At 72.9% G+C, this 21,879-nt stretch carries 21 protein-coding genes; 17 read left to right on the plus strand and 4 right to left on the minus strand.

The features are described 5' to 3' along the window. The first annotated feature begins 77 nt into the window (after window positions 1–77). The 15 genes from QOL88_RS21295 to QOL88_RS21365 all read left to right on the plus strand — a co-directional run bounded on the left by QOL88_RS21295 (window position 78) and on the right by QOL88_RS21365 (window position 15,977). Window positions 78–902, plus strand: a complete 825-nt coding sequence (locus QOL88_RS21295; RefSeq protein WP_097218397.1) for an aldose epimerase family protein — start codon at window positions 78–80, stop codon at window positions 900–902. Between the two features lie 10 nt (window positions 903–912). Next, window positions 913–1,461: an orotate phosphoribosyltransferase gene (gene pyrE, locus QOL88_RS21300; protein ID WP_097218400.1), complete on the plus strand. Its 549-nt coding sequence runs from the start codon at window positions 913–915 to the stop codon at window positions 1,459–1,461. Window positions 1,462–1,609: 148 nt separating this feature from the next. After that, complete coding sequence (gene fbaA, locus QOL88_RS21305) at window positions 1,610–2,632, plus strand: class II fructose-bisphosphate aldolase (RefSeq protein WP_097218402.1); 1,023 nt, start codon at window positions 1,610–1,612, stop codon at window positions 2,630–2,632. Window positions 2,633–2,869: 237 nt separating this feature from the next. Continuing rightward, a complete protein-coding gene (locus tag QOL88_RS21310) occupies window positions 2,870–4,336 on the plus strand; it encodes an MFS transporter (RefSeq protein ID WP_097218404.1) in 1,467 nt (488 codons plus the stop codon). Window positions 4,337–4,438: 102 nt separating this feature from the next. Next, window positions 4,439–4,852 carry a DUF3151 domain-containing protein gene (locus QOL88_RS21315; RefSeq protein WP_097218406.1) on the plus strand — a complete coding sequence of 138 codons (414 nt, stop codon included), beginning with the start codon at window positions 4,439–4,441 and terminating at the stop codon, window positions 4,850–4,852. A gap of 150 nt (window positions 4,853–5,002) precedes the next feature. Then, a complete protein-coding gene (locus QOL88_RS21320) occupies window positions 5,003–5,833 on the plus strand; it encodes a tryptophan 2,3-dioxygenase family protein (protein ID WP_097218408.1) in 831 nt (276 codons plus the stop codon). Next, complete coding sequence (gene kynU, locus QOL88_RS21325; protein WP_097218410.1) at window positions 5,826–7,013, plus strand: kynureninase; 1,188 nt, start codon at window positions 5,826–5,828, stop codon at window positions 7,011–7,013. Before QOL88_RS21320 ends, kynU begins: the two co-directional genes overlap by 8 nt. A gap of 175 nt (window positions 7,014–7,188) precedes the next feature. After that, a complete protein-coding gene (locus QOL88_RS21330) occupies window positions 7,189–8,052 on the plus strand; it encodes an alpha/beta hydrolase (RefSeq protein WP_097223116.1) in 864 nt (287 codons plus the stop codon). 188 nt (window positions 8,053–8,240) lie between these two features. Then, the gene (locus QOL88_RS21335; protein WP_097218412.1) at window positions 8,241–9,257 is read left to right on the plus strand and encodes an alpha/beta hydrolase; all 1,017 of its coding nucleotides are present in this window, start codon (window positions 8,241–8,243) and stop codon (window positions 9,255–9,257) included. Continuing rightward, window positions 9,250–10,461, plus strand: coding sequence for an acyltransferase family protein (locus tag QOL88_RS21340; RefSeq protein WP_097218415.1), 1,212 nt, complete (start codon window positions 9,250–9,252; stop codon window positions 10,459–10,461). Before QOL88_RS21335 ends, QOL88_RS21340 begins: the two co-directional genes overlap by 8 nt. Further along, window positions 10,454–11,833: a sensor histidine kinase gene (locus tag QOL88_RS21345; RefSeq protein ID WP_097218417.1), complete on the plus strand. Its 1,380-nt coding sequence runs from the start codon at window positions 10,454–10,456 to the stop codon at window positions 11,831–11,833. The genes QOL88_RS21340 and QOL88_RS21345 overlap by 8 nt, the downstream gene beginning before the upstream one ends. Next, complete coding sequence (locus tag QOL88_RS21350; RefSeq protein ID WP_097218420.1) at window positions 11,830–12,513, plus strand: response regulator; 684 nt, start codon at window positions 11,830–11,832, stop codon at window positions 12,511–12,513. The genes QOL88_RS21345 and QOL88_RS21350 overlap by 4 nt, the downstream gene beginning before the upstream one ends. 109 nt (window positions 12,514–12,622) lie before the next feature. Continuing rightward, on the plus strand, window positions 12,623–13,963 hold the full coding sequence (locus QOL88_RS21355) for a sensor histidine kinase (RefSeq protein WP_097218423.1): 1,341 nt from the start codon (window positions 12,623–12,625) through the stop codon (window positions 13,961–13,963). Beyond that, window positions 13,960–14,625, plus strand: a complete 666-nt coding sequence (locus QOL88_RS21360) for a response regulator (RefSeq protein ID WP_030846299.1) — start codon at window positions 13,960–13,962, stop codon at window positions 14,623–14,625. Before QOL88_RS21355 ends, QOL88_RS21360 begins: the two co-directional genes overlap by 4 nt. 149 nt (window positions 14,626–14,774) lie before the next feature. Beyond that, on the plus strand, window positions 14,775–15,977 hold the full coding sequence (locus tag QOL88_RS21365) for a cytochrome P450 (RefSeq protein WP_097218425.1): 1,203 nt from the start codon (window positions 14,775–14,777) through the stop codon (window positions 15,975–15,977). On the opposite strand, the gene QOL88_RS21370 is transcribed toward QOL88_RS21365, so the two are convergent. Genes QOL88_RS21370 through QOL88_RS21380 form a run of 3 tightly spaced genes read right to left on the minus strand, consistent with a single transcriptional unit; the run spans window position 15,961 to window position 18,771 of the window. Next, window positions 15,961–16,185: a hypothetical protein gene (locus tag QOL88_RS21370; protein WP_179878922.1), complete on the minus strand. Its 225-nt coding sequence runs from the start codon at window positions 16,183–16,185 to the stop codon at window positions 15,961–15,963. The two genes, QOL88_RS21365 and QOL88_RS21370, sit on opposite strands and share 17 nt — an antisense overlap. 46 nt (window positions 16,186–16,231) lie before the next feature. Then, window positions 16,232–17,860: an ABC transporter permease gene (locus QOL88_RS21375; RefSeq protein WP_097218429.1), complete on the minus strand. Its 1,629-nt coding sequence runs from the start codon at window positions 17,858–17,860 to the stop codon at window positions 16,232–16,234. Next, window positions 17,857–18,771 carry an ABC transporter ATP-binding protein gene (locus tag QOL88_RS21380; protein WP_097218432.1) on the minus strand — a complete coding sequence of 305 codons (915 nt, stop codon included), beginning with the start codon at window positions 18,769–18,771 and terminating at the stop codon, window positions 17,857–17,859. Before QOL88_RS21380 ends, QOL88_RS21375 begins: the two co-directional genes overlap by 4 nt. Window positions 18,772–18,845: 74 nt before the next feature. Here QOL88_RS21380 and QOL88_RS21385 point away from each other — a divergent pair, with 74 nt between their 5' ends. Beyond that, window positions 18,846–19,361, plus strand: coding sequence for a GbsR/MarR family transcriptional regulator (locus QOL88_RS21385; RefSeq protein WP_097218434.1), 516 nt, complete (start codon window positions 18,846–18,848; stop codon window positions 19,359–19,361). Window positions 19,362–19,476: 115 nt separating this feature from the next. On the opposite strand, the gene QOL88_RS21390 is transcribed toward QOL88_RS21385, so the two are convergent. After that, on the minus strand, window positions 19,477–20,358 hold the full coding sequence (locus QOL88_RS21390) for a diacylglycerol kinase family protein (protein ID WP_097218436.1): 882 nt from the start codon (window positions 20,356–20,358) through the stop codon (window positions 19,477–19,479). 185 nt (window positions 20,359–20,543) lie between these two features. Between QOL88_RS21390 and QOL88_RS21395 the strand changes: the two genes are divergently transcribed. Then, a complete protein-coding gene (locus tag QOL88_RS21395; RefSeq protein ID WP_030846276.1) occupies window positions 20,544–21,827 on the plus strand; it encodes an adenylosuccinate synthase in 1,284 nt (427 codons plus the stop codon). The last annotated feature ends 52 nt before the right edge of the window (window positions 21,828–21,879 follow it).

A 21,879-nucleotide genomic window follows, 5' to 3' on the forward strand; every position in this document is an offset into this window, starting at 1 on the left:
CGTGCGGTCCGGGCGGACATGGCCGAACCACCCCGCAACCGGTGAGGCCCTCTTGATCACCGCAGTAGGGTCGACCCGTGAGTGACGAAGACATCACGCTGACCGCGGGTGACGCGGAGGTGACCGTGCAGCCGGGCAACGGCGGCCGGGTCGGAGGGCTGCGGATCGGCGGCGTCGAACTGCTCCGCCAGGGCGACGGGGTCCCCCCGGGCGAGCGAAGCCGAGCCTGGGGGAGGTTCGGGTGCTTCCCGATGGTGCCGTGGTGCGGCCGGATCCGGGACGGACGGTTCCTGGACGGCGCCGAAGTGCGGCAGATGCCGCTGAACGCCCCGCCGCACGCCATCCACGGCACCGTCCGCGACCACGCCTGGCGCACCGCCCGCACGAGCACGGACGAGGCCGTCCTCACGTACCAGCTCGTCGACCCCTGGCCCTACCCGGGCCTGGTCACCCAGATCATCGCCCTCACCGAGGACGCGCTGACGCTGACCATGTCCGTCGAGACATACGAGTCGTCCTTCCCGGCGCAGATCGGCTGGCACCCCTGGTTCAACCGCAACATCGGCGGCGAGGACGTGGCCCTCGACTTCGCCCCCGCCTGGCAGGAGGAGCGCGGCGACGACCACCTGCCCACCGGCAACCGCCTCGACCCGAAGCCCGGCCCCTGGGACGACTGCTTCGGCATGCCCGGCGGCGTCGAGGCCACCCTGACCTGGCCCGGTCAGCTGGAACTGAAGGTGACCAGCCGGGAGGAGTGGGTCGTCGTCTACGACGAGCAGCCCGAGGCCGTGTGCGTGGAACCGCAGACCGGCCCGCCCAACGGGCTCAACACCCTGCCGCGCCTGGTCACACCCCTGGAGCCGCTGGAGGCCACCACGACCTGGAGCTGGCGCCGCCTCTAAGCTGGGCGCCATGACGGACACACGCGGCGCGCTGCTGCAGCAGATCAAGGACAAGGCCGTGGTGCACGGCAAGGTGACACTGTCGTCGGGTCTCGAGGCCGACTACTACGTCGACCTCCGGCGCGTCACGCTCGACGGGGAGGCCGCCCCGCTGGTCGGCCAGGTGCTGCTGGACCTGACCGCCGAGCTGGACTTCGACGCCGTCGGCGGCCTGACCATGGGCGCCGACCCGGTCGCCGCCGCCATGCTGCACGCGGCCGCCGCGCGCGGGAAGCGCCTGGACGCCTTCGTCGTGCGCAAGGCCGCCAAGGCGCACGGCCTGCAGCGGCGCGTCGAGGGCCCGGACATCGCCGGCCGCCGCGTGCTGGTCGTCGAGGACACCTCCACCACCGGCGGCTCCCCGCTCACCGCCGTCGAGGCCGTGCGCGAGGCCGGGGCCGAGGTCGTCGCCGTCGTGACCATCGTCGACCGGGCGACCGGCGCCGCGGAGAAGATCCAGGAGGGCGCCGGGGTGCCGTACCTCTTCGCCTTCTCCAAGGACGAGCTGGGCCTCGACTGACCGGGGACCGACCAGGGCGTGGACGGTGGCCTGGACCTTCCGGCCAAGTCTGGAAAGATGGGGCCGACGATGACGTCGCACCCCAAGGTCTAGGTCAGGGCCGTTAGACACAGCAGTACGTCAACCCGCAGATACAAGGAGCGGACGCATGCCCATCGCAACTCCCGAGGTCTACAACGAGATGCTGGACCGGGCGAAGGCAGGAAAGTTCGCCTACCCGGCCATCAACGTGACCTCCACCCAGACCCTGCACGCGGCCCTGCGCGGTTTCGCTGAGGCGGAGAGCGACGGCATCGTCCAGATCTCCACGGGTGGCGCCGAGTTCCTGGGCGGTCAGTACAGCAAGGACATGGTGACCGGCGCGGTCGCCCTGGCCGAGTTCGCGCACATCGTCGCCGAGAAGTACCCGGTGAACATCGCGCTGCACACCGACCACTGCCCCAAGGACAAGCTCGACGGGTACGTACGTCCGCTCCTGGCGCTCTCCCAGAAGCGGGTCGAGGCCGGTCTGAACCCGCTGTTCCAGTCGCACATGTGGGACGGCTCGGCCGAGACCCTCGCCGACAACCTCTCCATCGCGCAGGAGCTGCTGGAGCAGGCCCGCGCCGCGAAGATCATCCTCGAGGTGGAGATCACCCCGACCGGTGGCGAGGAGGACGGCGTCACCCACGAGATCAACGACTCCCTCTACACCACGGTCGACGACGCGATCCGCACCGCCGAGGCCCTCGGCCTCGGTGAGAAGGGCCGCTACCTGCTCGCCGCGTCCTTCGGCAACGTGCACGGCGTGTACAAGCCGGGCAACGTCGTCCTGCGCCCCGAGCTGCTGAAGGAGCTGAACGAGGGCGTCGCCGCCAAGTTCGGCAAGGGCTCCCCGTTCGACTTCGTCTTCCACGGCGGATCCGGCTCCACGGAGGCGGAGATCCGCACCGCGCTGGAGAACGGCGTCGTGAAGATGAACATCGACACCGACACCCAGTACGCGTTCACGCGCCCCGTCGCGGACCACATGTTCCGCAACTACGACGGCGTCCTGAAGGTCGACGGCGAGGTCGGCAACAAGAAGACCTACGACCCGCGCACCTGGGGCAAGCTGGCCGAGGCCTCCATGTCCGCGCGCGTCGTCGAGGCCTGCGGCAACCTGCGCTCGACCGGCACGAAGATCAAGTAAGTCCGGTCCGTACTGGTCCGTACTGGTTCGCGCTGGTCCTTACTGGCCCACACCGGCCCACACCGGCCCACACCGGTCCGCACCGGTTCCAGTCGGTTCGCGGCGGTCCGCACCGGTTCCAGTCGGTTCGCGGCGGTACGCAGCCGGCTCGCACCGGTTCGCATCCGGTTCGCACCGGTTCGCTCGCGTGGAGCCCGGCACCTCCTGAGGTGCCGGGCTCTTCCGTATGCTCCCTGCATGCCCGATGTCCGGTTGGCCTCCCCGCAGGGCAAGTGGATCCTGCTCACCACCGTCCTCGGCTCCAGCATGGCGATGCTGGACTCGACCGTCGTCAACGTCGCCCTGCCGCGCATCGGCCGCGACCTCGACGCGAACCTGTCCGCCCTGCAGTGGACGGTCAACGCCTACATGGTCACGCTGGCCGGACTGATCCTGCTGGGCGGGGCGCTCGGGGACCGGTTCGGGCGGCGCAAGGTGTTCGTCGTCGGCGTGGTGTGGTTCGCGCTGGCGTCGCTGCTGTGCGGCATCGCGCCGAACGCGGGCGTGCTGATCGCCGCGCGGGCACTGCAGGGGGTCGGCGGCGCGCTCCTGACCCCCGGGTCACTGGCGCTGATCCAGGCGTCCTTCCACCCCGACGACCGGGGGCGGGCCGTGGGCCTGTGGTCCGGGTTCGGCGGGATCGGGGCGGCGGTCGGGCCGTTCGTCGGCGGCTGGCTGGTGGACGGGCCGGGCTGGCGGTGGGTGTTCCTGCTGAACGTGCCGCTGGCCCTGGTGTGCGTGCCGGTCGCCCTGCGGCACGTTCCCGAGTCGGGGGACCAGCAGGCGCACGGGCGGTTCGACGTGCTCGGGGCCGTGCTGGGGGCGCTGGCCCTCGCGCTGGTGACGTACGCGCTGATCGAGGCCGGTGACGGCGGTCCGGTGGTGGTGGTCTCGGCGGTGGCCGGGCTGGCCGCGGCCGTCGCGTTCGTGGTGGTCGAGCGGCGCCGGCCCGACCCGATGATGCCGCCGGACATCTTCGCGTCCCGGCAGTTCACGGCCGTCAACCTCGTCACGCTGTGCGTGTACGCGGCCCTCGGCGGGTTCTTCTTCCTCGCCGCGCTCCAGCTCCAGGTGGTCGTGGGCTACTCGGCCCTCGCCGCCGGTACGGCCCTGCTGCCGACGACCGTGCTGATGCTGCTGCTGTCGGCGCGCTCCGGGGAGCTGGCCGGCCGGATCGGGCCGCGGATCCCGCTGACGGTGGGGCCGCTGCTGTGTGCGGCCGGGATGCTGATGATGCTGCGGGTCGGACCGGGCGCGTCCTACGTCGCCGACGTGCTGCCGGCGCTGGTGGTGCTCGGGCTGGGTCTGGTCACTCTGGTGGCGCCGCTGACGGCGACGGTGCTGGGCTCGGTGAGCGTGGTGCGGGCGGGGCTGGCCAGCGGTATCAACAACGCGGCGGCCCGGGCGGCGGGTCTGATCGCGGTGGCGGCGCTGCCGCTGCTGGCGGGGATGGGGGAGGAGGCGTACCGGGAGCCGGCCGCCTTCGACGCGGCGTTCGGCAAGGCGATGGGCTGGTGTGCGGGGGCGCTGGTGGTGGGGGCGGTGATCGCGGCCGCGGTGGTGCGCAGGCCGCCGCCGGACTGCAAGCGGCCGGAGTGCCTGCGGCACGGCGGTGTGACGGCGCCGCCGCTGGAGGGGGAGCCGGTGCGGAAGCGGCTGGGGTAGAGGGGCGGGGGAACTGCTGCCGGGCAGCCGGGTGCCGGTGCTCGGGCCGCGGCTGGGCGGGACCGGTGCCCACGGCCGAGTGGGATGGCGCAGACTTGGGGCATGTCCATTCACGAGAACCTTCTCGGGGGTCCGCCCCCGACCCACCTCCCCGACGACCCCGGACCGCGGGACATGCTCGCCTCGGGTGCCGCGCCCGCCGAGGTCGCCGGTGCGCACCCCACCTCCTCGCTCGCCTGGGCGCAGCTCGCCGACGAGGCGTTCGAGCGGGGCGCCGCCGTGGAGTCGTACGCGTACGCGCGCACGGGCTACCACCGCGGTCTGGACGCGCTGCGCCGCAGCGGCTGGAAGGGCCACGGCCCGGTGCCGTGGGAGCACGAGCCGAACCGCGGCTTCCTGCGTGCCCTGCACGCCCTCGCCCGCGCCGCGCAGGCGATCGGCGAGCAGGAGGAGTACGAGCGCTGCTCCCAGTTCCTGAAGGACTCCTCGCCGACTGCGGCGCAGGTCCTGGGCTGACACACGGTCCGTGCACGCGAGGCCCGCCCCCGAAAGGCGGGCCTTGCGGTTTCGGGGGACGATTGCGCAAGATGCCCTCGGGGACCGGGGCCCCCGTGTCGGATTCGGCAGGGGCGGACCGCTACCCGGAGTTACACGCAGGAGACAGCGATGTCCCACGAGGCTCACGAGCCCGAGACCCCGCATCTCGACTTCCACGGCACGACGCCGTACGAGGACTACGTCAAGGCAGACGTACTCACCCACCTCCAGCACACCCTCTCCGACGACCCCGGAGAAATGGTCTTCCTGGTGACGACCCAGGTGATGGAGCTGTGGTTCACCGTCATCGTCCACGAGTGGGAGACGGCCGCAGGCGCGCTCCGGGGTGACGACATCCCGACCGCCATCCACGCGCTCAAGAGGTCCGTCCGCGAACTGGAGGCGCTCAACCACTCCTGGAAGCCGCTCGCCCAGCTCACGCCGGCCCAGTTCAACTCGTACCGCAGCGCCCTCGGCGAGGGCTCCGGCTTCCAGTCGGCGATGTACCGGCGCATGGAGTTCCTGCTCGGCGACAAGTCCGCGTCGATGCTCGTCCCGCACCGGGGCGCACCGCGCGTGCACGCCGAGCTGGAGAAGGCGCTGCACGAGCCGAGCCTGTACGACGAGGTCGTGCGGCTGCTGGCGCGGCGCGGACACGACATCCCGGAGGCCGTACTGCGGCGCGACGTCTCGCGGCGCTACGAGCCGTCGCCGGAGGTGGAGGCGGCCTGGACGGCCGTCTACTCGGGCGACGAGAGCGACGAGGTCGCCCGGCTGGGCGAGGCGCTGAGCGACGTCGCCGAGCTGGTGTGGCGCTGGCGCAACGACCACCTGGTCGCCACCCGCCGTGCGATGGGTGCCAAGACCGGCACGGGCGGCTCCGCCGGGGTGGCCTGGCTGGAGAAGCGCGCGCAGAAGAACGTGTTCCCCGAGCTGTGGACGGCGCGGTCCCATGTCTGAGCTCGCCATCGCCGCTCAGAAGCTGGACGCCGTCGACGAACTGGCGGGCGAGCGCGCCGAGTTCGTGCTCGACGACGAGGTCGTCTACCTCGACGGCAACTCGCTGGGCGCGCTGCCCGCCGTCGTGCCCGGCCGGGTCGAGGACGTCGTACGCCGCCAGTGGGGCGAGCTGCGCATCCGGTCCTGGGAGGAGAGCGGCTGGTGGACGGCGCCCGAGCGGATCGGCGACCGGATCGCCCCGCTGGTCGGGGCGGCGCCCGGGCAGATCGTGGTGGGCGACTCCACCAGCGTCAACGTCTTCAAGGCACTGGTGGGCGCGGTGCGGATGGCCGGGGAGGGCCGTGACGAGCTCCTCGTCGACGCGACGACCTTCCCCACCGACGGGTACATCGCCGAGTCCGCCGCCCGCATGACCGGTTGCACCCTGCGGCCCGTGGCACCGGCGGACGTGCCGGGCGCGCTGGGCGAGCACACCGCCGCCGTCCTCCTCAACCACGTCGACTACCGCACCGGCCGGCTGCACGACCTGCCCGGTCTGACGGCCGCCGTGCGCGAAGCGGGCGCGGTCGCGGTCTGGGACCTGTGCCACAGCGCGGGCGCGCTGCCGGTCGGGCTGGACGAGCACGGCGTGGACCTCGCGGTCGGCTGCACCTACAAGTACCTGAACGGCGGGCCCGGTTCACCCGCCTACCTGTATGTGCGGCGGGAGCTGCAGGACCGTTTCGACTCGCCGCTGCCCGGGTGGAACTCGCACGCCGAGCCGTTCGGCATGCGCACCGGCTACGAACCCGCCCCCGGCGCCCTGCGCGGCCGGGTCGGCACGCCCGACATCCTCTCCATGCTCGCCCTGGAGGCGGCCCTGGAGGTCTGGGACGGGGTGTCGGTCGAGGCGGTGCGGACCAAGTCCCTCGCCCTGACGGACTTCTTCCTTCAGTGCGTGACGGCGTACGTGCCCGAGGGCCGGGTCGTGTGCGTGACGCCGATGGCGCACGAGGAGCGGGGCAGCCAGATCGCCCTGCGCTGTGACGATGCCGGTGACGTGATGAAACGGCTGATCGAGCGAGGGGTGGTCGGCGACTTCCGGGCGCCGGACGTGCTGCGCTTCGGCTTCACGCCGCTGTACGTCGGGTTCGCCGACGTGGAGCGGGCGGCGCGGGTGCTGGCGCAGACACTGGCCTGAGCGGCGGCGGGGCCGGGACGCCCCGGTGGTGTCCCGGCACCGCGGTGTCCGCCCGGTCTTCACCGAGCGTGACATCTGCGTGTCCGCGCATGTCACGCGCCTGGTACCGTCCCGGCCAACGGCTGACCCCCTCAACTGGTCCGCCGCGTACGGTACATCGCTGGAAGGTTGGAGCATGACGGACGACGTCGCAGCAGCACGGGCCGCTGCCGAGGAGAAGTCGGCCTTCTCCCACGCGCCCGTCGACCCCGACGCCACCGCGGCCTACGGCGACCACCCCGACCAGGTCATCGACTTCTTCGCCCCGCGCCGGGCCGGCGGCCCCGGACCCGCCCCGGTCGTCTTCGTCCTGCACGGCGGTGCCTGGCGGGCCCCCTACGACCGGCGCCACATCAGCCCCTTCGCGGACTTCCTCGCCCGCCGCGGGTTCGCCGTGGCCAGCGCCGAGTACCGGCGCGGCGGCGCTGACGACTCCGTCGCCGGCCGCTGGCCCGACACCTTCGACGACGTCGCCGCGGCGCTGGACGCCCTCCCGGCGCTGGTACGGGAGTTGCTGCCGCAGGCCGACCCGCGCCGTACGGTCCTCACCGGCCACTCGGCGGGCGGGCATCTCGCGCTGTGGGGTGCCGCCCGGCACGTCCTGCCGGCCGGCTCGCCCTGGCGGGGCGGCAGCCCGGCGACGCTGCGCGGCGTCGTCGCCCTCGCCCCGATCGCCGACCTCGCGATCGCCGACAAGCTGGACGTGTGCGGGGGCGCCGCGCGTCAACTCCTGGGCGGGGACGAGAACTTCGCGGAGCGCCAGCCGTACGCGGACCCGGCGCTGCTGCTGCCCACCGGCATCGCCACCACCCTCGTCCAGGGCCGTACGGACCTCGATGTGCCGCAGGCCGTCGCCGAGTCGTACGCGGAAGCGGCGGCGAAGGCCGGGGAGATGGTGGGGGTGACGCTGCTGGAGGACGTGGGGCACTTCCCGCTCATCGACCCGGCGGCGGACGCGTGCGCCGTGGTCGTGGAGGAGATCGCGCAGCTGGCCTGGTGAGCACCGCCGCGCGGCCTTCGCCGTCAGCGCCCTCGGCGGGTCCGTAGGGAGCAGGCCCCGGTCATACCCGTAGTACCTGAGAGCTACACGGCAGATGAGTTCCTGGGCGGGACGCGGACGAGGTCGCCCGCTCCGTAACTTCCCTTCCATGCAGACCCGATGGCCGGGTGCGCTGGAGGGGGGCGACCATGGGGTCCGCACCGAAGTACCGTCGTGCCGACGGCGGACACCGTACCGGGCGATGGCGCCGTACCGGGCGATGGCGCCGGGCCGCGCTCGCCGCCCTCGTCACGGGCGCCGTGGTCCTGCCCCTCTCCGCGGCCGTGCGACCGGAGACCCCCGCACCGGCCCCCGCCTCCCTCGCGCCCCTCGACGCGGCGACGCTCGACGAGGCCTACGCCGCCAACCGGGCCAACGCCGCCGAGGCGTCCCGCATGGCCGCCGCCCACCACGACCGGAGCCGGGCCGCGACGGACCGCCGGCTGGCCGCCCCCACCCGGCACCTGCTCCACTTCGACGGCCGCGGCTCCGGCCGGGTGACGGAGGTCCTCGGCGACCTCGCCCGGGCCGACCGCGTCGCCGTCCTCGTCCCCGGCTCCGACACGGGCCTCGACACCTACGGCCGGTTCCACGCCGCGGCCTCCGCCCTGCACCGGCAGCTCGCCCGGCAGGCCCCGGCGGGCGCGCGCACCGCGGTCGTGGCCTGGATGGGCTACGAGACGCCGGGCACGGTCAGCACGACGGTCACGACGACCGGCAGGGCGGAACAGGCGGCCCCGCGCCTGCGCGCCCTGGTCGCCGACCTGCGCGCGATATCCGGCGAAGGAGCGCGCGTCTCACTGCTCTGCCACTCCTACGGCTCGGTCGTCTGCGGCCGTTCCGCCGCCGGGCTCGACGTCGACGACATCGCGCTCGTCGGCAGCCCCGGCACCGGCGCGGACACCGCCGCCGCCCTGCACACCCGCGCCCGGGTCTGGGCGGGCCGGGGCGGTGACGACTGGGTGGAGAACGTCCCGCACCTCGACCTGGACCTGTTCGGCACCACGGTCGGCTTCGGCACCGACCCCGTCTCCCCGGCCTTCGGCGCCCGGGTCTTCACGGCGGGCGACGGCGGCCACAGCGACTACTTCAGGCCCGGCTCGACCTCCCTGACCAACCTGGCCCGGATCGTCCTGGGCGAGACCAAGGCGGTGACCCATGACTGACATCGGCGTACGGGCCGTCCGGCAGGGAGTGCGCCGCCGCGCCGACCGCATCGGCGCGGCCACCCCGCCCGGCCGCGACCGGGCCGTGGACGCCCTGCGGGCCGTCGCCGTCCTGGGCGTCGTCCTCGGGCACTGGCTCGTCACCGCCCTGGTCTCCGACGGCCGCACCCTGCGCACGGCGAGCCCCTTGCAGCACATGCCCTGGCTGGCGCCCATCTCCTGGATGTTCCAGACACTCGCCGTGTTCTTCCTGGTCGGGGGCCATGTCGCCACCCGCGGTTACGCCTCGGCCCGGGCCCGGGGGGTGCCGTACCACCAGTGGCTGACGGGCCGTCTGACCCGGCTGTTCAAGCCGGTCGCGGCCGTCCTCGGCCTGTGGACGGTGACCGCGCTCGGCCTGCTGCTGTCGGGCACCGAGTTCGGCACGGTCCGCACGCTGGTGAAGCTGGCCCTGTCCCCCCTGTGGTTCCTCGTGGTGTTCGCCGGCCTGACGGCGGCGACCCCGCTGCTCGCCCGGCTCAACCCGCTCTGGCCGCTGGCCGTCGTGCTCCACGTCGACCTGCTGCGCTTCGGACTGGGCGGCCCCTCCTGGCTGGGCTGGGTGAACGTGGCAGCGGCCTGGGCGGTGCCGTACACGCTGGGCGCCGCCTGGACCCGCGGTGAGCTGGAGCGCCGCCGCGCGGGATGGACCCTGCTGGGGGCCGGGGCGGCGGCGACCGCGGCGCTCGTCGCAGGGGCGGGTTATCCGGCGGCGATGGTCGGCGTCCCGGGCGGGGGCATGTCCAACCTGGATCCGCCGACGCTCGCCGTCGTCACGTTCGGCCTCGCCCAGTGCGGTCTCGCCCTGCTGCTGCGCGAGCGCCTGCGGCGCGTGACGCGCCGGCCCGTGGTGTGGGCGGCGGTGGCGCTCGTCAACCTCTCCGCGATGACCGTCTTCCTCTGGCACCAGACGGCCCTGATGGCCACGACCGCCACCGGTCTCCTCGCCGGCCGGCTGCCCGGCCTGCACACCCCGCCCGACGGGCTCGGCTGGGTCGGTGTCCGGCTGTTGTGGCTGCCCGTGTTCGCACTCGCCCTCACGGTCTGCTGGGCCGCCTTCCGCTCCTTCGAACGAGGCGGTGGCGGCCGGGGCCGCAGGTCGCGGGTGGTGCGGGCGCACCGTCCGTCCGACCGGGGCACAGCGGCGAAGGCGCGACATGTCTAGGCTGGGCCGCGTGACGGACACGGGGGTGGGCCGCGCGTCGCGAGCGCGCGTCACGGGCTGGCTGCGGGCACTGCGCGGGGACCTGTGGACCGTCCGGGTGGACCCGTTGCCGCCCTCCACCTGGATGCGCTGGCTGCCGCACGGGCTGGTGTGCCTGGCCGCGTTCGGTGTCACGCTCGGCGCGGTGGGGCAGCTCGTCGACAACGGCGGGGTGGGTCCGCAGATCGCCTTTCCGCTCGGGCTGGCGCAGGGCGGTGCCATGGTGTTCGCGCTGTGGCGGCCCATCCCGGCGTGGTGGCTCTCGACGACGGCCATGGTGCTGGGCGCCCTCGAGGTGCGCCGCCAGTTGTTGGCCGGTGGCGCCCCCGACTTCACCTGGCCCTGGACGTCAGCGGGGATCATCGGACACATGGCGGTGCTGCTGCTGCTCGCCCTGCGGGTGCGGACCCGGGTGTCCGTCGAGGCGCTCGCGCTGACCGCGCTCCTCACCTACGTCATCCAAGGGCTGCTGGGCGCGGCCGGCTATTCGTCCACCGGCGTCCTCGCGGTCTCCCTGTTCACCATCGTCGTGATACTGGGCAGCGCCCTGCGCGGCCGCCGTGAGGCCCGCGCGGAACTCGTCGAGCAGACCACGCTCACCGCCGAGGAACGCACCCGGCGCACCCTCCTGGAGGAGCGCAGCCGCATCGCCCGGGAGCTGCACGACGTGGTGGCCCACCACATGTCGGTCATCTCCATCCAGGCGCAGGTCGCCCCGCACCTCGTCGAGAACCCGCCCGACGAGCTCAGGGAGAACCTCGCGGGCATCCGGCAGAACGCGCTGGAGGCACTGACCGAGCTGCGCCGCGTGCTGGGCGTGCTGCGCTCGGAGCACACCGGGCCGGGGGAGTCGCCCGACGGCCCGGGTGACGGGACCGCGCCGCACGCCCCCCAGCCCACGCTCGAACGGCTCGACGCGCTGGTGGAGAACACCCGGGCCGTAGGCCGCGAGGTCGTCACCGACATCAACGGCGAGCGGCGCCCGCTGCCGCCCGGCGTGGAGCTGTCGGCGTACCGGATCGTGCAGGAGGCGCTGAGCAACGCCCTGCGGCACGCGCCCGGCGCGAACATCACGGTCCGCCTCACGTACGAGACGGACGGCCTGGAGGTGGAGATCGTCAACGGCCGTCCGACCGCCCCGCCCCCGCCGTCGACGGGAGCGGGGCACGGACTGCTCGGGATGCGGGAGCGGGTCGCGATGCTCGGTGGCACGATGACGGCGCACCCGTGGCACTGGGACGGCTTCAAGGTCACCGCCTTCCTCCCGGAGACCCCGCCCGCCGACACCCCGGGCACCGACCACCCCACGGCTCCCAGGAAAGGGACCTCATGACGAGCGGCACCGGCAACCAGATCCGGGTTCTCATCGTCGACGACCAGGCGATGGTCCGGCAGGGCTTCACCGTGCTGCTCGGCGTCCAGCCCGACATTGAGGTCGTCGGCCAGGCGAAGGACGGCGAGGGCGGCATCGCGAAGGCCGCCGAGACCCTCCCCGACGTCGTCCTCATGGACATCCGCATGCCCGGCATCGGCGGCATCGAGGCGACCGGGCGCATCACCGCCGCGCACCCGGAGATCAAGGTGCTGGTGCTCACCACCTTCGACCTCGACGAGCACGTGTACGACGCGCTGCGCGCCGGAGCCTCCGGGTTCCTGCTGAAGGACGCGTCGGCGGAGCAACTCGCCGAGGCGGTCCGGGTGGTCGCCGCCGGGGAGGCGCTGCTCGCCCCGGTCATCACCCGCAAGCTGATCGCCGAGTTCTCGCGGCTCGACAGCAAGCCCCGCTCCCCGCTCAAGGAACGCGTCGGCGATCTGACCGAGCGGGAGACGGAGGTGCTCGCGCTGATCGCGCAGGGCCTGTCGAACGCGGAGATCGCCCGGCACCTGTATGTGGCCGAGCAGACGGTGAAGACCCACGTGGGCCGGATCCTGGTGAAGCTGGGCCTGAGGGACCGGACGCAGGCGGCGGTGTTCGCCTACGAGTCGGGGCTGGTGCGGCCGTCGGGGTACTGAGGGCGGGGCCGATCGCTCCTGGTCATCCCCGTAGTACCTGAGAGGGACCCCTGATGACCCCTCTCACAGGGGACGACCGGGAGCCGGGGGTGCGCCTACCGTTCTGTACGTGACCGAGACGACTCACATCCAGACCCCGCCGCCGGGGGACGGGGCCAAGCCGCGCAGCCCGGAGTACCGGGTGGCCGTGGACTCCCTGCGCGGGCTGCGGCAGGACCTCTTCCACGACGCCTTCGCCTACCGGCCGCTGCCCCGCAGGAGCACGGCCGGGCGGTTCGTCCGGCGGCTGCCCGTGCGGCTGCGGGAGTACGCGACCTGGACGCCGCACGCCCTGATCATCCTGGCCGCCCTGATCACCCTGCTGCTCGCCGGCGTCGACACCGGCGGCCCGACGCTGCTGATGGTGCCGCTGGCCGTGCTCCCGGTCCTGATGACCATGGTCCGCCCGGTGGGGGCCTTCTGGCTGTCCATGGCCGCCACCCCGATCACCGGCATGGTCGGCAGCGGCTGGGGGGAATGGCCGTGGCAGGCCGGCAGCTTCGCCAGCCATCTGACGGTGCTGACCGTCGTGGCTATACGCACCCGGCCGCGCACGGCGGGGTGGATGTGGGCGCTGACCGCGCTGTACGCCCTCGTCGCGGACACCGGCATCGGCCCGAACAACGTGTACGGCAGCAACTCCGCACCCATGCTGGTCTTCTCGGCGATGATCCTGCTCTGCGTCACGGTCTGGCACATCCGCCGCCACGCCGAGCAGGAGGTCACCGCCCAGCAGACGGTCACCGCGCACGAGCGCTCCCGCCGCACCCTGCTGGAGGAGCGCACCACCATCGCCCGCGAGCTGCACGACGTCGTCGCCCACCACATGTCGGTCGTCGCCATCCAGGCGGAGGCCGCGCCCTACCGGGTGGAGAACCCGCCGCCCGAGCTGGAGAAGGCGTTCGCCACGATCCGGGAGAACGCGGTGGCGGCCCTGACCGAACTGCGCCGGGTGCTCGGCGTCGTCCGCGCCGAGGACTACGAGGTCCCGGACGCCCCGCAGCCCACGCTCGCCGACCTGGACGGCCTGCTGGCCAATGTGCGGGAGGCCGGGCTGACCGTGCAGAAGACGGTGACGGGCGCGGTGCGGGAGCTGCCGCAGGGCGTGGAGCTGTCGGCGTACCGCATCGTGCAGGAGGCCCTGAGCAACACCCTGCGGCACGCGCCGGGGGCCACCGCCCGGGTCGAGATCGGGTACGTGCTCGGCGGCCTGGGGCTGCGCATAGTCAACGGCCCGCCGCCCAACCCGAGCCTGGTCAAGCCCTCGCCCGGGGCCGGGCACGGCATCACGGGCATGCGGGAGCGGGTGTCGATGTTGAACGGTGAGATGACCGCGGGCGGCGCGGACGACGGAGGATACGAGGTGACGGTGTTCCTGCCGGTCGCCCTGCCGGGCGAGGACGACGCATGACCATCCGGGTCCTGATCGCGGACGACCAGATGATGGTGCGCGAGGGCTTCTCGGTCCTGCTGAACGCGATGCCGGACATCGAGGTCGTCGGCGAGGCGGTGAACGGCCGTGAGGCCGTCGCCAAGGTGCGCGAGCTCGCCCCGGACGTGGTGCTGATGGACATCCGCATGCCCGAGCTGAACGGCATCGAGGCGACCCGCGAGATCGTCGCCGCCGACGGCGCGGCGAAGGTGCTGGTCCTCACCACGTTCGACCTCGACGAGTACGTGTACCAGGCGCTGCGCGCGGGCGCCTCGGGTTTCCTCCTCAAGGACGCCTCGGCCCGCCAGCTCGCCGACGGGGTGCGGGTGGTGGCGTCGGGGGAAGCGCTCCTGGCCCCCTCGGTGACCAGGCGCCTGATCACCGAGTTCTCCAAGCTTTCCGAGAAGCCGCGCCTGATGCCCTCCGCGCAGGCGGCCTACGGGGATCTCACCGAGCGGGAGACGGAGGTGCTGGTCCTCATCGCGCAGGGCCTGTCGAACTCGGAGATCGCGGAGCGGCTGGTGGTCGCCGAGTCGACGATCAAGACGCACGTCAGCCGGATCCTGGTGAAGCTGGGCCTGCGGGACCGGACCCAGGCGGCGGTGTTCGCGTACGAGGCACGGCTGGTGACGCCCGGATAGCCGTGGGACGTCGCCTCGCGGGCCCAGCTGCAGCTTGATCCAGGAGCCTGATCAACGATCTCGAGGTCGCAAGATCGTCTCCGTCATGTCCCTGCCGTGTGAAGGAACACCCCTGGTCAGAGAGGGGGTCCGGGAGCTAGCGTCCCAGCATGGCTGCATTCGACCCGTGGGACCCGGCGTTCCTCGCCGACCCGTACCCCGCCTACGCCGAACTGCGTGCCCGGGGCCGCGTGCACTGGTTCGAGCCCACGAAGCAGTGGCTCGTCCCGCACCACGCGGACGTCTCGGCACTGCTGCGCGACCGGCGCCTGGGCCGGACGTACCAGCACCGGTTCACGCACGAGGAGTTCGGCCGCGCGGCGCCCCCGCCGGAGCACGAGCCCTTCCACACGCTCAACGACCACGGGATGCTCGACCTGGAGCCGCCGGACCACACCCGCATCCGCCGCCTGGTGTCGAAGGCGTTCACGCCGCGCACGGTGGAGCGGCTGAAGCCGTATGTGCGGGGCCTGGCCGACGACCTGGCGTCCGCGCTGGCCGAGGCGGGCGGCGGCGACCTGCTGAAGGACGTCGCCGAGCCCCTGCCCGTCGCGGTGATCGCCGAGATGCTCGGCATTCCGGAGTCCGACCGGGCCCCGCTGCGCCCCTGGTCGGCGGACATCTGCGGGATGTACGAGCTGAGCCCGTCCGGAGACACGGCGGCCAAGGCCGTCCGGGCGTCGGTCGAGTTCTCCGGCTACCTGCGCGACCTGATCGCGGCCCGCCGCAAGGAGCCGGGCGAGGACCTCATCTCCGGGCTCATCGCGGCCCACGACGAGGGCGACCGGCTCACCGAGCAGGAGATGATCTCCACCTGCGTACTGCTGCTCAACGCCGGCCACGAGGCCACGGTGAACGCCACGGTCAACGGCTGGTACGCCCTGTTCCGCAACCCGTCCCAGCTGGAGCTGCTGCGCGCGGACCACACGCTCATCCCCTCCGCGATCGAGGAGCTGATGCGCTACGACACCCCGCTCCAGCTGTTCGAACGCTGGGTCCTGGACGAGATCGAGATCGCCGGCACGACGATCCCGCGGGGCGCGGAGATCGCCATGCTCTTCGGCTCCGCCAACCACGACCCGGCGGTGTTCCGGAACCCGTCCGCCCTCGACCTCACCCGCGCGGACAACCCCCACATCTCCTTCAGCGCCGGCATCCACTACTGCATCGGCGCACCACTGGCCCGAATCGAACTGGCCGCCTCGATGGGGGCGCTGCTGGAGAGGGCGCCGACGCTGCGCCTCGCCGAGGAGCCGGAGCGGAAGCCGAACTTCGTGATCAGGGGGCTGGAGGGGCTCAGCGTCGAGGTCTGAGCCGCCGGAGCAGGGCCCAGGCCGCCAGGGCGGCGGCGGCACCGCCGAGGACCGCAAGCGGCAGTTCGGCGTAGAGCACGCTCCAGTCCGGGGCCGCCTCGAACCGCCGGAACCGTCCCCGGGCACCGACGGCCCACACCGCGAGTCCCGCGCCGGCCCCGAGGGCGGTGGTCAGACATCCCGCGACGGCCTGCGTACGTTGTCCCATGCCCGGCATGGACGTACGTGGACCGCTGCCCAGTTCCCGCCGCCGCTCAGGTCGACATGTCGCGGCGGCGCAACCCCGCCAGGCCCGCGGCCACCAGCAGCACCGTCAGCCCGGTCAGCACCAGCACCGGCCCCCACTGCATGGAGCCGCCCGGCAGCTTCGGCAGGTGCCCGAACGGTGAGATGTCCAGCACGGCCTGCGGTGCGTCCAGCGCGGGCCCGACCCAGCCGATCAGGAGCACGGCCCCGGCGACGCCCCACGCCGCCATGGCCGCCCGGGGCAGGACCCCGTGCAGCAGCACCGCCAACCCGCCGATCACCCACACCGCCGGGAGCTGCACCAGGCACGCCGCCAGGATCGGGCCGGTCTGCTTGCCGTAGCCGACGGCGAAGCCGAGCCCGGCCAGCAGCATGATCAGGGCGGCGCCGCCGAAGGCGATCACCAGGTGGCCGGCGGCCCAGCGCACCCGCCCCACCGCGTTCGCCAGCACCGGTTCCGCCCGGCCCGAAGTCTCCTCGCCGTGCAGGCGCAGCACCGACGCCACGATGTACAGCGCCGCGATCAGGCCCAGCATCCCGACCATCGACGCCAGGAACGCGTCCGTCAGGCCGGACTGGCCGCCCATGCGCTCGAAGACGCGCCGGGCGTTCTCGTTGTCGCCCACCAGGTCGGCCGCGCCCTCGGTCATGCCGCCGTAGACGACCCCGGCCAGGAAGAATCCGATGCTCCAGCCGAGCACGCCGCCGCGCTGCAACCGCCAGGCCAGGGCGCCCGCGCTGCCCAGCCGGCCGGACGCCGGGCCCGGCCGGGTCGGCAGGAAGCTCATGCCGAGGTCCCGGCGGCCGGCCAGGGCGTAGGCCACCGCGCCCTGGAGGGCCACCGCCCCGGCGAGCAGGGCCAGCACCCACCAGCGCTCGGACGCGTAGGGCCGCAGGTTCTCCAGCCAGCCCAGCGGCGACAGCCAGGTCAGGGCCGACGAGCCTCCCCCCGTGCCGAAAGCCTGGGAGGTGCCCCCGTCCGTCGCCGAGTCGCCCGCCGCGCGCAGGACGAACGCGGCTCCGAGCGCCGCCGCCGTCAGGCCGCGTGCCAGCCGCGCGCTCTCCGTCAGCTGCGCGACGATCGCGGCCATCGTGGCGAAGACCATCCCGACGGCGGCGATCCCGAGCCCGAGGGCCAGGGCACCGGTCGTGCCCTGCCCGGCCAGCCCGGCCGTCACCAGCAGCGCCAGGACCCCGTTCGCGACCGCCGCCGCGAGCAGGGCCGCCGTCAGGGAGGCCCGGCGGCCCACCATCCCGGACGCCACCAGCTCCTGACGGCCGCTCTCCTCCTCGTCCCGGGTGTGCCGTACGACGATCAGCAGGCTCATCACGGCCGCCAGGGCACCGGCGTAGATGCCGACGCGCCAGGCCGTCAGGGCGCCCAGCGAGTCGCCGAAGACCGGGCCGACCATCGCGCGCAGCGAGGAGTTGGTCTCCATCTGCCGGAGCAGGTCGGCGCGTTCGGCCGGGGTGCCGTACAGGCCCTCCAGGGTGCCCGGCATGGAGAGGACCATCAGCGCGTTCACCGCGATCCACACGGGGATCATCAGCCGGTCGCGGCGCAGGGCGAACCGCAGCAGGGTGCCCGTGCCGGCCAGTTGGCGTGAACTGCCGGGCCGTACCGCGAACGTGGTCATCGGGCCACCGCCGCGTCCGGCTCGGCCGTCTCCTCCTGGTAGTGCCGCAGGAACAGCTCCTCCAGCGTGGGCGGTGTCGACGTCAGCGACCGTACGCCCGAGTCGCTCAGCGACCGCAGGACGGCGTTCAGCCGGTCGGTGTCGACCTGGAGCCGGACGCGGTGCCCCCGCACGTCGAGGTCGTGCACGCCGGGCAGCTCCGCCAGGCCGTCGGGCGAGCCCGCGAGCTCGGCGACGACGCTGGTGCGGGTGAGGTGGCGCAGGTCGGCGAGCGAACCGCTCTCGACCGTGCGGCCGTTACGGATGATGCTCACCCGGTCGCACAGCTCCTCGACCTCGCTGAGGATGTGGGAGGAGAGCAGGACCGTGCGGCCCCGGTCGCGCTCCTCCTCCACGCACGTCTGGAAGACCTCCTCCATCAGCGGGTCCAGACCCGAGGTCGGCTCGTCAAGGATCAGCAGGTCGACGTCCGAGGCGAACGCGGCGACCAGGGCGACCTTCTGCCGGTTGCCCTTGGAGTAGGTGCGGCCCTTCTTGGTGGGGTCGAGTTCGAAGCGCTCGACCAGCTCCGCGCGGCGCCGCGCGTCGAGCCCTCCGCGCAGCCGGCCGTAGAGGTCGATGACCTCGCCGCCGGAGAGGTTGCGCCACAGCGTGACGTCCCCGGGGACGTAGGCGATGCGGCGGTGCACCTCCACCGCGTCCGTCCACGGGTCGCGGCCGAGGACCTGCGCGGCGCCCGAGTCGGCGCGCAGCAGGCCGAGCAGGACCCGGATGGTGGTGGACTTCCCGGCGCCGTTGGGGCCGAGGAAGCCGTGGACCTCGCCGGCGGCGACCTCCAGGTCGAGCCCCTCGAGAGCATGCGTCCGCCCGAAGGACTTGTGCAGTCCGGAGACGGTGATGGCCTTCGTCATGTTTCAGAACGTACGCTTCTTTCAGAAATTTGTGAAGTTAAGGAAGCGTGTGAATCGCGGATAGGATGAGGTCCATGACGGAATCAGCCGGGACCGGCCGGGACGCGGAGGTCGTGTCGAGGTTCGTGGAGTCCTTCGCGGCGCAGCTCGTCGAGGCGGGGATGACGCGCATGCCCGCCCGGGTCTTCGCCGCGCTCCTGTCCTCCGACGCGGGCTCGATGACCTCCGCCGAGCTCGGGGAGCAGCTGCGGATCAGCCCCGCGGCGGTGTCCGGGGCGGTGCGCTACCTGGCCCAGACGCACATGGTCTCCCGCGAACGGGAGCCGGGCTCGCGCCGGGAGCGCTACCGGGTGCACGGCGACCAGTGGTACGAGGCCCTGACCAACCGCGACGCCGTCCTCAAGCGGTGGGAGGCCGCCCTGCGCGAGGGCGTCACCAGTCTCGGCGCCGACACCCCGGCCGGCCGCCGCCTGTCGGAGACGCTGGCGTTCTTCGAGTTCTTCGACGGTGAACTCGTCGCGCTGATGGAGCGCTGGCGGGTGCACCGCGAGAAGACGTTCGGACCGGAAGGCCCAGGCCCTCAGGGCTGACTCACCGTCCCGACGGCACCGTAAGCCCGCAGGGCTGACTCACCGTCCCGACGGCACCGTAAGCCCGCAGGGCTGACTCACCGTCCCGACGGCACCGTAAGCCCGCAGGGCTGACTCACCGTCCCGACGGCACCGTCAGCCCCCACGCGGCCTCCCGCACGACCCACGTCCGGGTCCGCACCGGCCCCGAGACCACCGTGTCCGCGCGGTAGCGGAAGTGCGCCCCGGACACCGTCACCGTCCGGCCCTGCGCCAGCAGCGGCGAGGCCTCCGCGCCCACCGACACCGGCCTGACCTCCACCGACGCGACCCCCGCGGCGACCGGTGCCACCGACACGGCCTCCACCGGCTGGTCCAGGTCGACGAGCGTCTCTCCGTCCACCTCGACCCGCAGCCGGGAGGGCCCCGGCTCGGGCGCGGCCGCGAGCCGGGACGGGCGGCCCGCCGGGACCAGCGTCCGGACCAGGGACTGGCAGGTCCGCAGCCACGGGTGGCCCGGCACCGCGTCCGCGTCCGCCGTGCCCTCCGGGGCCGTCCCGGCCGGAGCGGGCCGCAACGGCGGTATCCGCAGCGCGCCGAGCACCACCCCGTCGCTGTCGTCGACCATCAGGTCCATGCGCCGCTCGACCCCGTCGAGCACCGCCCGTGCCGCCGCCACCGTCCCCGTCGGCACCCCCAGCGACCGGGCCAGGGACAGCGCGCCCCCGACCGGCACCACCGACAGCGCACATCCGGCCAGCTCCCGGTGCCGGTGCAGCAGCGCCACCGCGCGGATCAGGGCCCGGTCGTCGCCCACCACCACGGGTCGCCGCGAGCCCCGCCGGGCCAGCGCCCGGGCGAACTCCTCCGGCCCGTCCGGCAGGCACAGCTTCATGTCGGCGCCCGCTCCGAGCACGTCTTTCGCGATCCGGACGGACTCGCCGTCCGATCTACGGGCGACCGGGTCGACCACCACCAGCAGCTGCTCGGACGTCGCGGAAGTCGCCACCTCGGCCATGCCTCGCTTCCTCGGGTAGCATCTTTGTGCAAGAGCCCCTTGCGCTATTGCGCCAGGGGCTTCGTCTATTCCGGGGCATCCGGTCCGACGGTTGGCGGCCAACGACGGTCGCGGTGCACGCGGCTGCGATCCTGCGCGTTCGCCCTCGACCATGGACATGCCCCGCCCGGAAGGGGTGTACGCGCGTGCCCGCACTTGTGCTGCTCGGTGCTCAGTGGGGTGACGAAGGCAAGGGAAAGGCCACCGACCTTCTCGGTGGCTCCGTGGATTATGTAGTGCGCTACCAGGGCGGCAACAACGCCGGCCACACGGTGGTCGTGGGTGACCAGAAGTATGCACTGCACCTCCTCCCTTCCGGAATCCTGTCTCCCGGCTGTACGCCGGTCATCGGAAACGGCGTCGTCGTCGACCCGTCGGTCCTGCTCTCCGAGCTGAGCGGTCTGAACGAGCGTGGCGTCGACACGTCCAAGCTCCTCCTCAGCGGAAACGCGCACATCATCACCCCGTACAACGTGACGGTGGACAAGGTGACCGAGCGCTTCCTCGGCAAGCGGAAGATCGGCACGACCGGGCGCGGTATCGGCCCGACCTACGCCGACAAGATCAACCGCGTCGGTATCCGCGTGCAGGACCTGTACGACGAGTCGATCCTCACGCAGAAGGTCGAGGCGGCCCTCGACGTCAAGAACCAGGTCCTCACCAAGCTCTACAACCGGCGCGCGATCGCCGTGGAGCAGGTGGTCGAGGAGCTGCTGGGCTACGCCGACAAGCTCGCGCCGTACGTCTCCGACACCGTCCTGGTCCTCAACCAGGCGCTGGAGGACGACAAGGTCGTCCTGTTCGAGGGCGGCCAGGGCACGCTCCTCGACATCGACCACGGCACGTACCCCTTCGTCACCTCGTCGAACCCGACCGCGGGCGGTGCCTGCACCGGCGCCGGTGTCGGCCCGACGAAGATCAGCCGGGTCATCGGCATCCTGAAGGCGTACACGACCCGCGTCGGCGCCGGCCCGTTCCCGACCGAGCTGTTCGACGAGGACGGCGAGGCGCTGCGCCGCATCGGCGGGGAGCGCGGTGTCACCACCGGCCGTGACCGTCGCTGCGGCTGGTTCGACGCGGTCATCGCCCGCTACGCGACCCGCGTGAACGGCCTGACCGACTTCTTCCTCACCAAGCTCGACGTCCTCACCGGCTGGGAGCAGATCCCGGTCTGCGTGGCGTACGAGATCGACGGCAAGCGCGTCGAGGAGCTCCCGTACTCCCAGACCGACTTCCACCACGCCAAGCCGGTCTACGAGATGCTCCCCGGCTGGAACGAGGACATCTCCAAGGCGAAGACCTTCGGTGACCTGCCGAAGAACGCCCAGGCGTACGTGAAGGCGCTGGAGGAGATGTCCGGCGCCCCGATCTCCGCGATCGGCGTCGGCCCGGGCCGGGACGAGACGATCGAGATCAACTCGTTCATCTGACCCGCCCCGCGTCCGCAGGCCGGCCCCCGTGCGAACGGGGGCCGGCCTGCGT

The sequence above is a fragment of the Streptomyces sp. Ag82_O1-12 genome, assembly GCF_900182715.1.
Taxonomy (GTDB): Bacteria; Actinomycetota; Actinomycetes; order Streptomycetales; family Streptomycetaceae; genus Streptomyces; species Streptomyces massasporeus.

Excerpts from the sequence above, each read along its gene's own strand:
- QOL88_RS21365 (WP_097218425.1), top strand. The coding sequence starts at position 14,775 with ATGGCTGCATTCGACCCGTGGGACCCGGCGTTCCTCGCCGACCCGTAC.
- QOL88_RS21385 (WP_097218434.1), top strand. The coding sequence starts at position 18,846 with ATGACGGAATCAGCCGGGACCGGCCGGGACGCGGAGGTCGTGTCGAGG.
- QOL88_RS21310 (WP_097218404.1), top strand. The coding sequence starts at position 2,870 with ATGCCCGATGTCCGGTTGGCCTCCCCGCAGGGCAAGTGGATCCTGCTC.
- QOL88_RS21315 (WP_097218406.1), top strand. The coding sequence starts at position 4,439 with ATGTCCATTCACGAGAACCTTCTCGGGGGTCCGCCCCCGACCCACCTC.
- QOL88_RS21330 (WP_097223116.1), top strand. The coding sequence starts at position 7,189 with ATGACGGACGACGTCGCAGCAGCACGGGCCGCTGCCGAGGAGAAGTCG.
- QOL88_RS21360 (WP_030846299.1), top strand. The coding sequence starts at position 13,960 with ATGACCATCCGGGTCCTGATCGCGGACGACCAGATGATGGTGCGCGAG.
- QOL88_RS21345 (WP_097218417.1), top strand. The coding sequence starts at position 10,454 with ATGTCTAGGCTGGGCCGCGTGACGGACACGGGGGTGGGCCGCGCGTCG.
- QOL88_RS21375 (WP_097218429.1), bottom strand. The coding sequence starts at position 17,860 with ATGACCACGTTCGCGGTACGGCCCGGCAGTTCACGCCAACTGGCCGGC.
- QOL88_RS21340 (WP_097218415.1), top strand. The coding sequence starts at position 9,250 with ATGACTGACATCGGCGTACGGGCCGTCCGGCAGGGAGTGCGCCGCCGC.
- QOL88_RS21320 (WP_097218408.1), top strand. The coding sequence starts at position 5,003 with ATGTCCCACGAGGCTCACGAGCCCGAGACCCCGCATCTCGACTTCCAC.
- QOL88_RS21350 (WP_097218420.1), top strand. The coding sequence starts at position 11,830 with ATGACGAGCGGCACCGGCAACCAGATCCGGGTTCTCATCGTCGACGAC.
- fbaA (WP_097218402.1), top strand. The coding sequence starts at position 1,610 with ATGCCCATCGCAACTCCCGAGGTCTACAACGAGATGCTGGACCGGGCG.
- kynU (WP_097218410.1), top strand. The coding sequence starts at position 5,826 with ATGTCTGAGCTCGCCATCGCCGCTCAGAAGCTGGACGCCGTCGACGAA.
- QOL88_RS21335 (WP_097218412.1), top strand. The coding sequence starts at position 8,241 with ATGGGGTCCGCACCGAAGTACCGTCGTGCCGACGGCGGACACCGTACC.
- pyrE (WP_097218400.1), top strand. The coding sequence starts at position 913 with ATGACGGACACACGCGGCGCGCTGCTGCAGCAGATCAAGGACAAGGCC.
- QOL88_RS21390 (WP_097218436.1), bottom strand. The coding sequence starts at position 20,358 with ATGGCCGAGGTGGCGACTTCCGCGACGTCCGAGCAGCTGCTGGTGGTG.
- QOL88_RS21370 (WP_179878922.1), bottom strand. The coding sequence starts at position 16,185 with ATGGGACAACGTACGCAGGCCGTCGCGGGATGTCTGACCACCGCCCTC.
- QOL88_RS21380 (WP_097218432.1), bottom strand. The coding sequence starts at position 18,771 with ATGACGAAGGCCATCACCGTCTCCGGACTGCACAAGTCCTTCGGGCGG.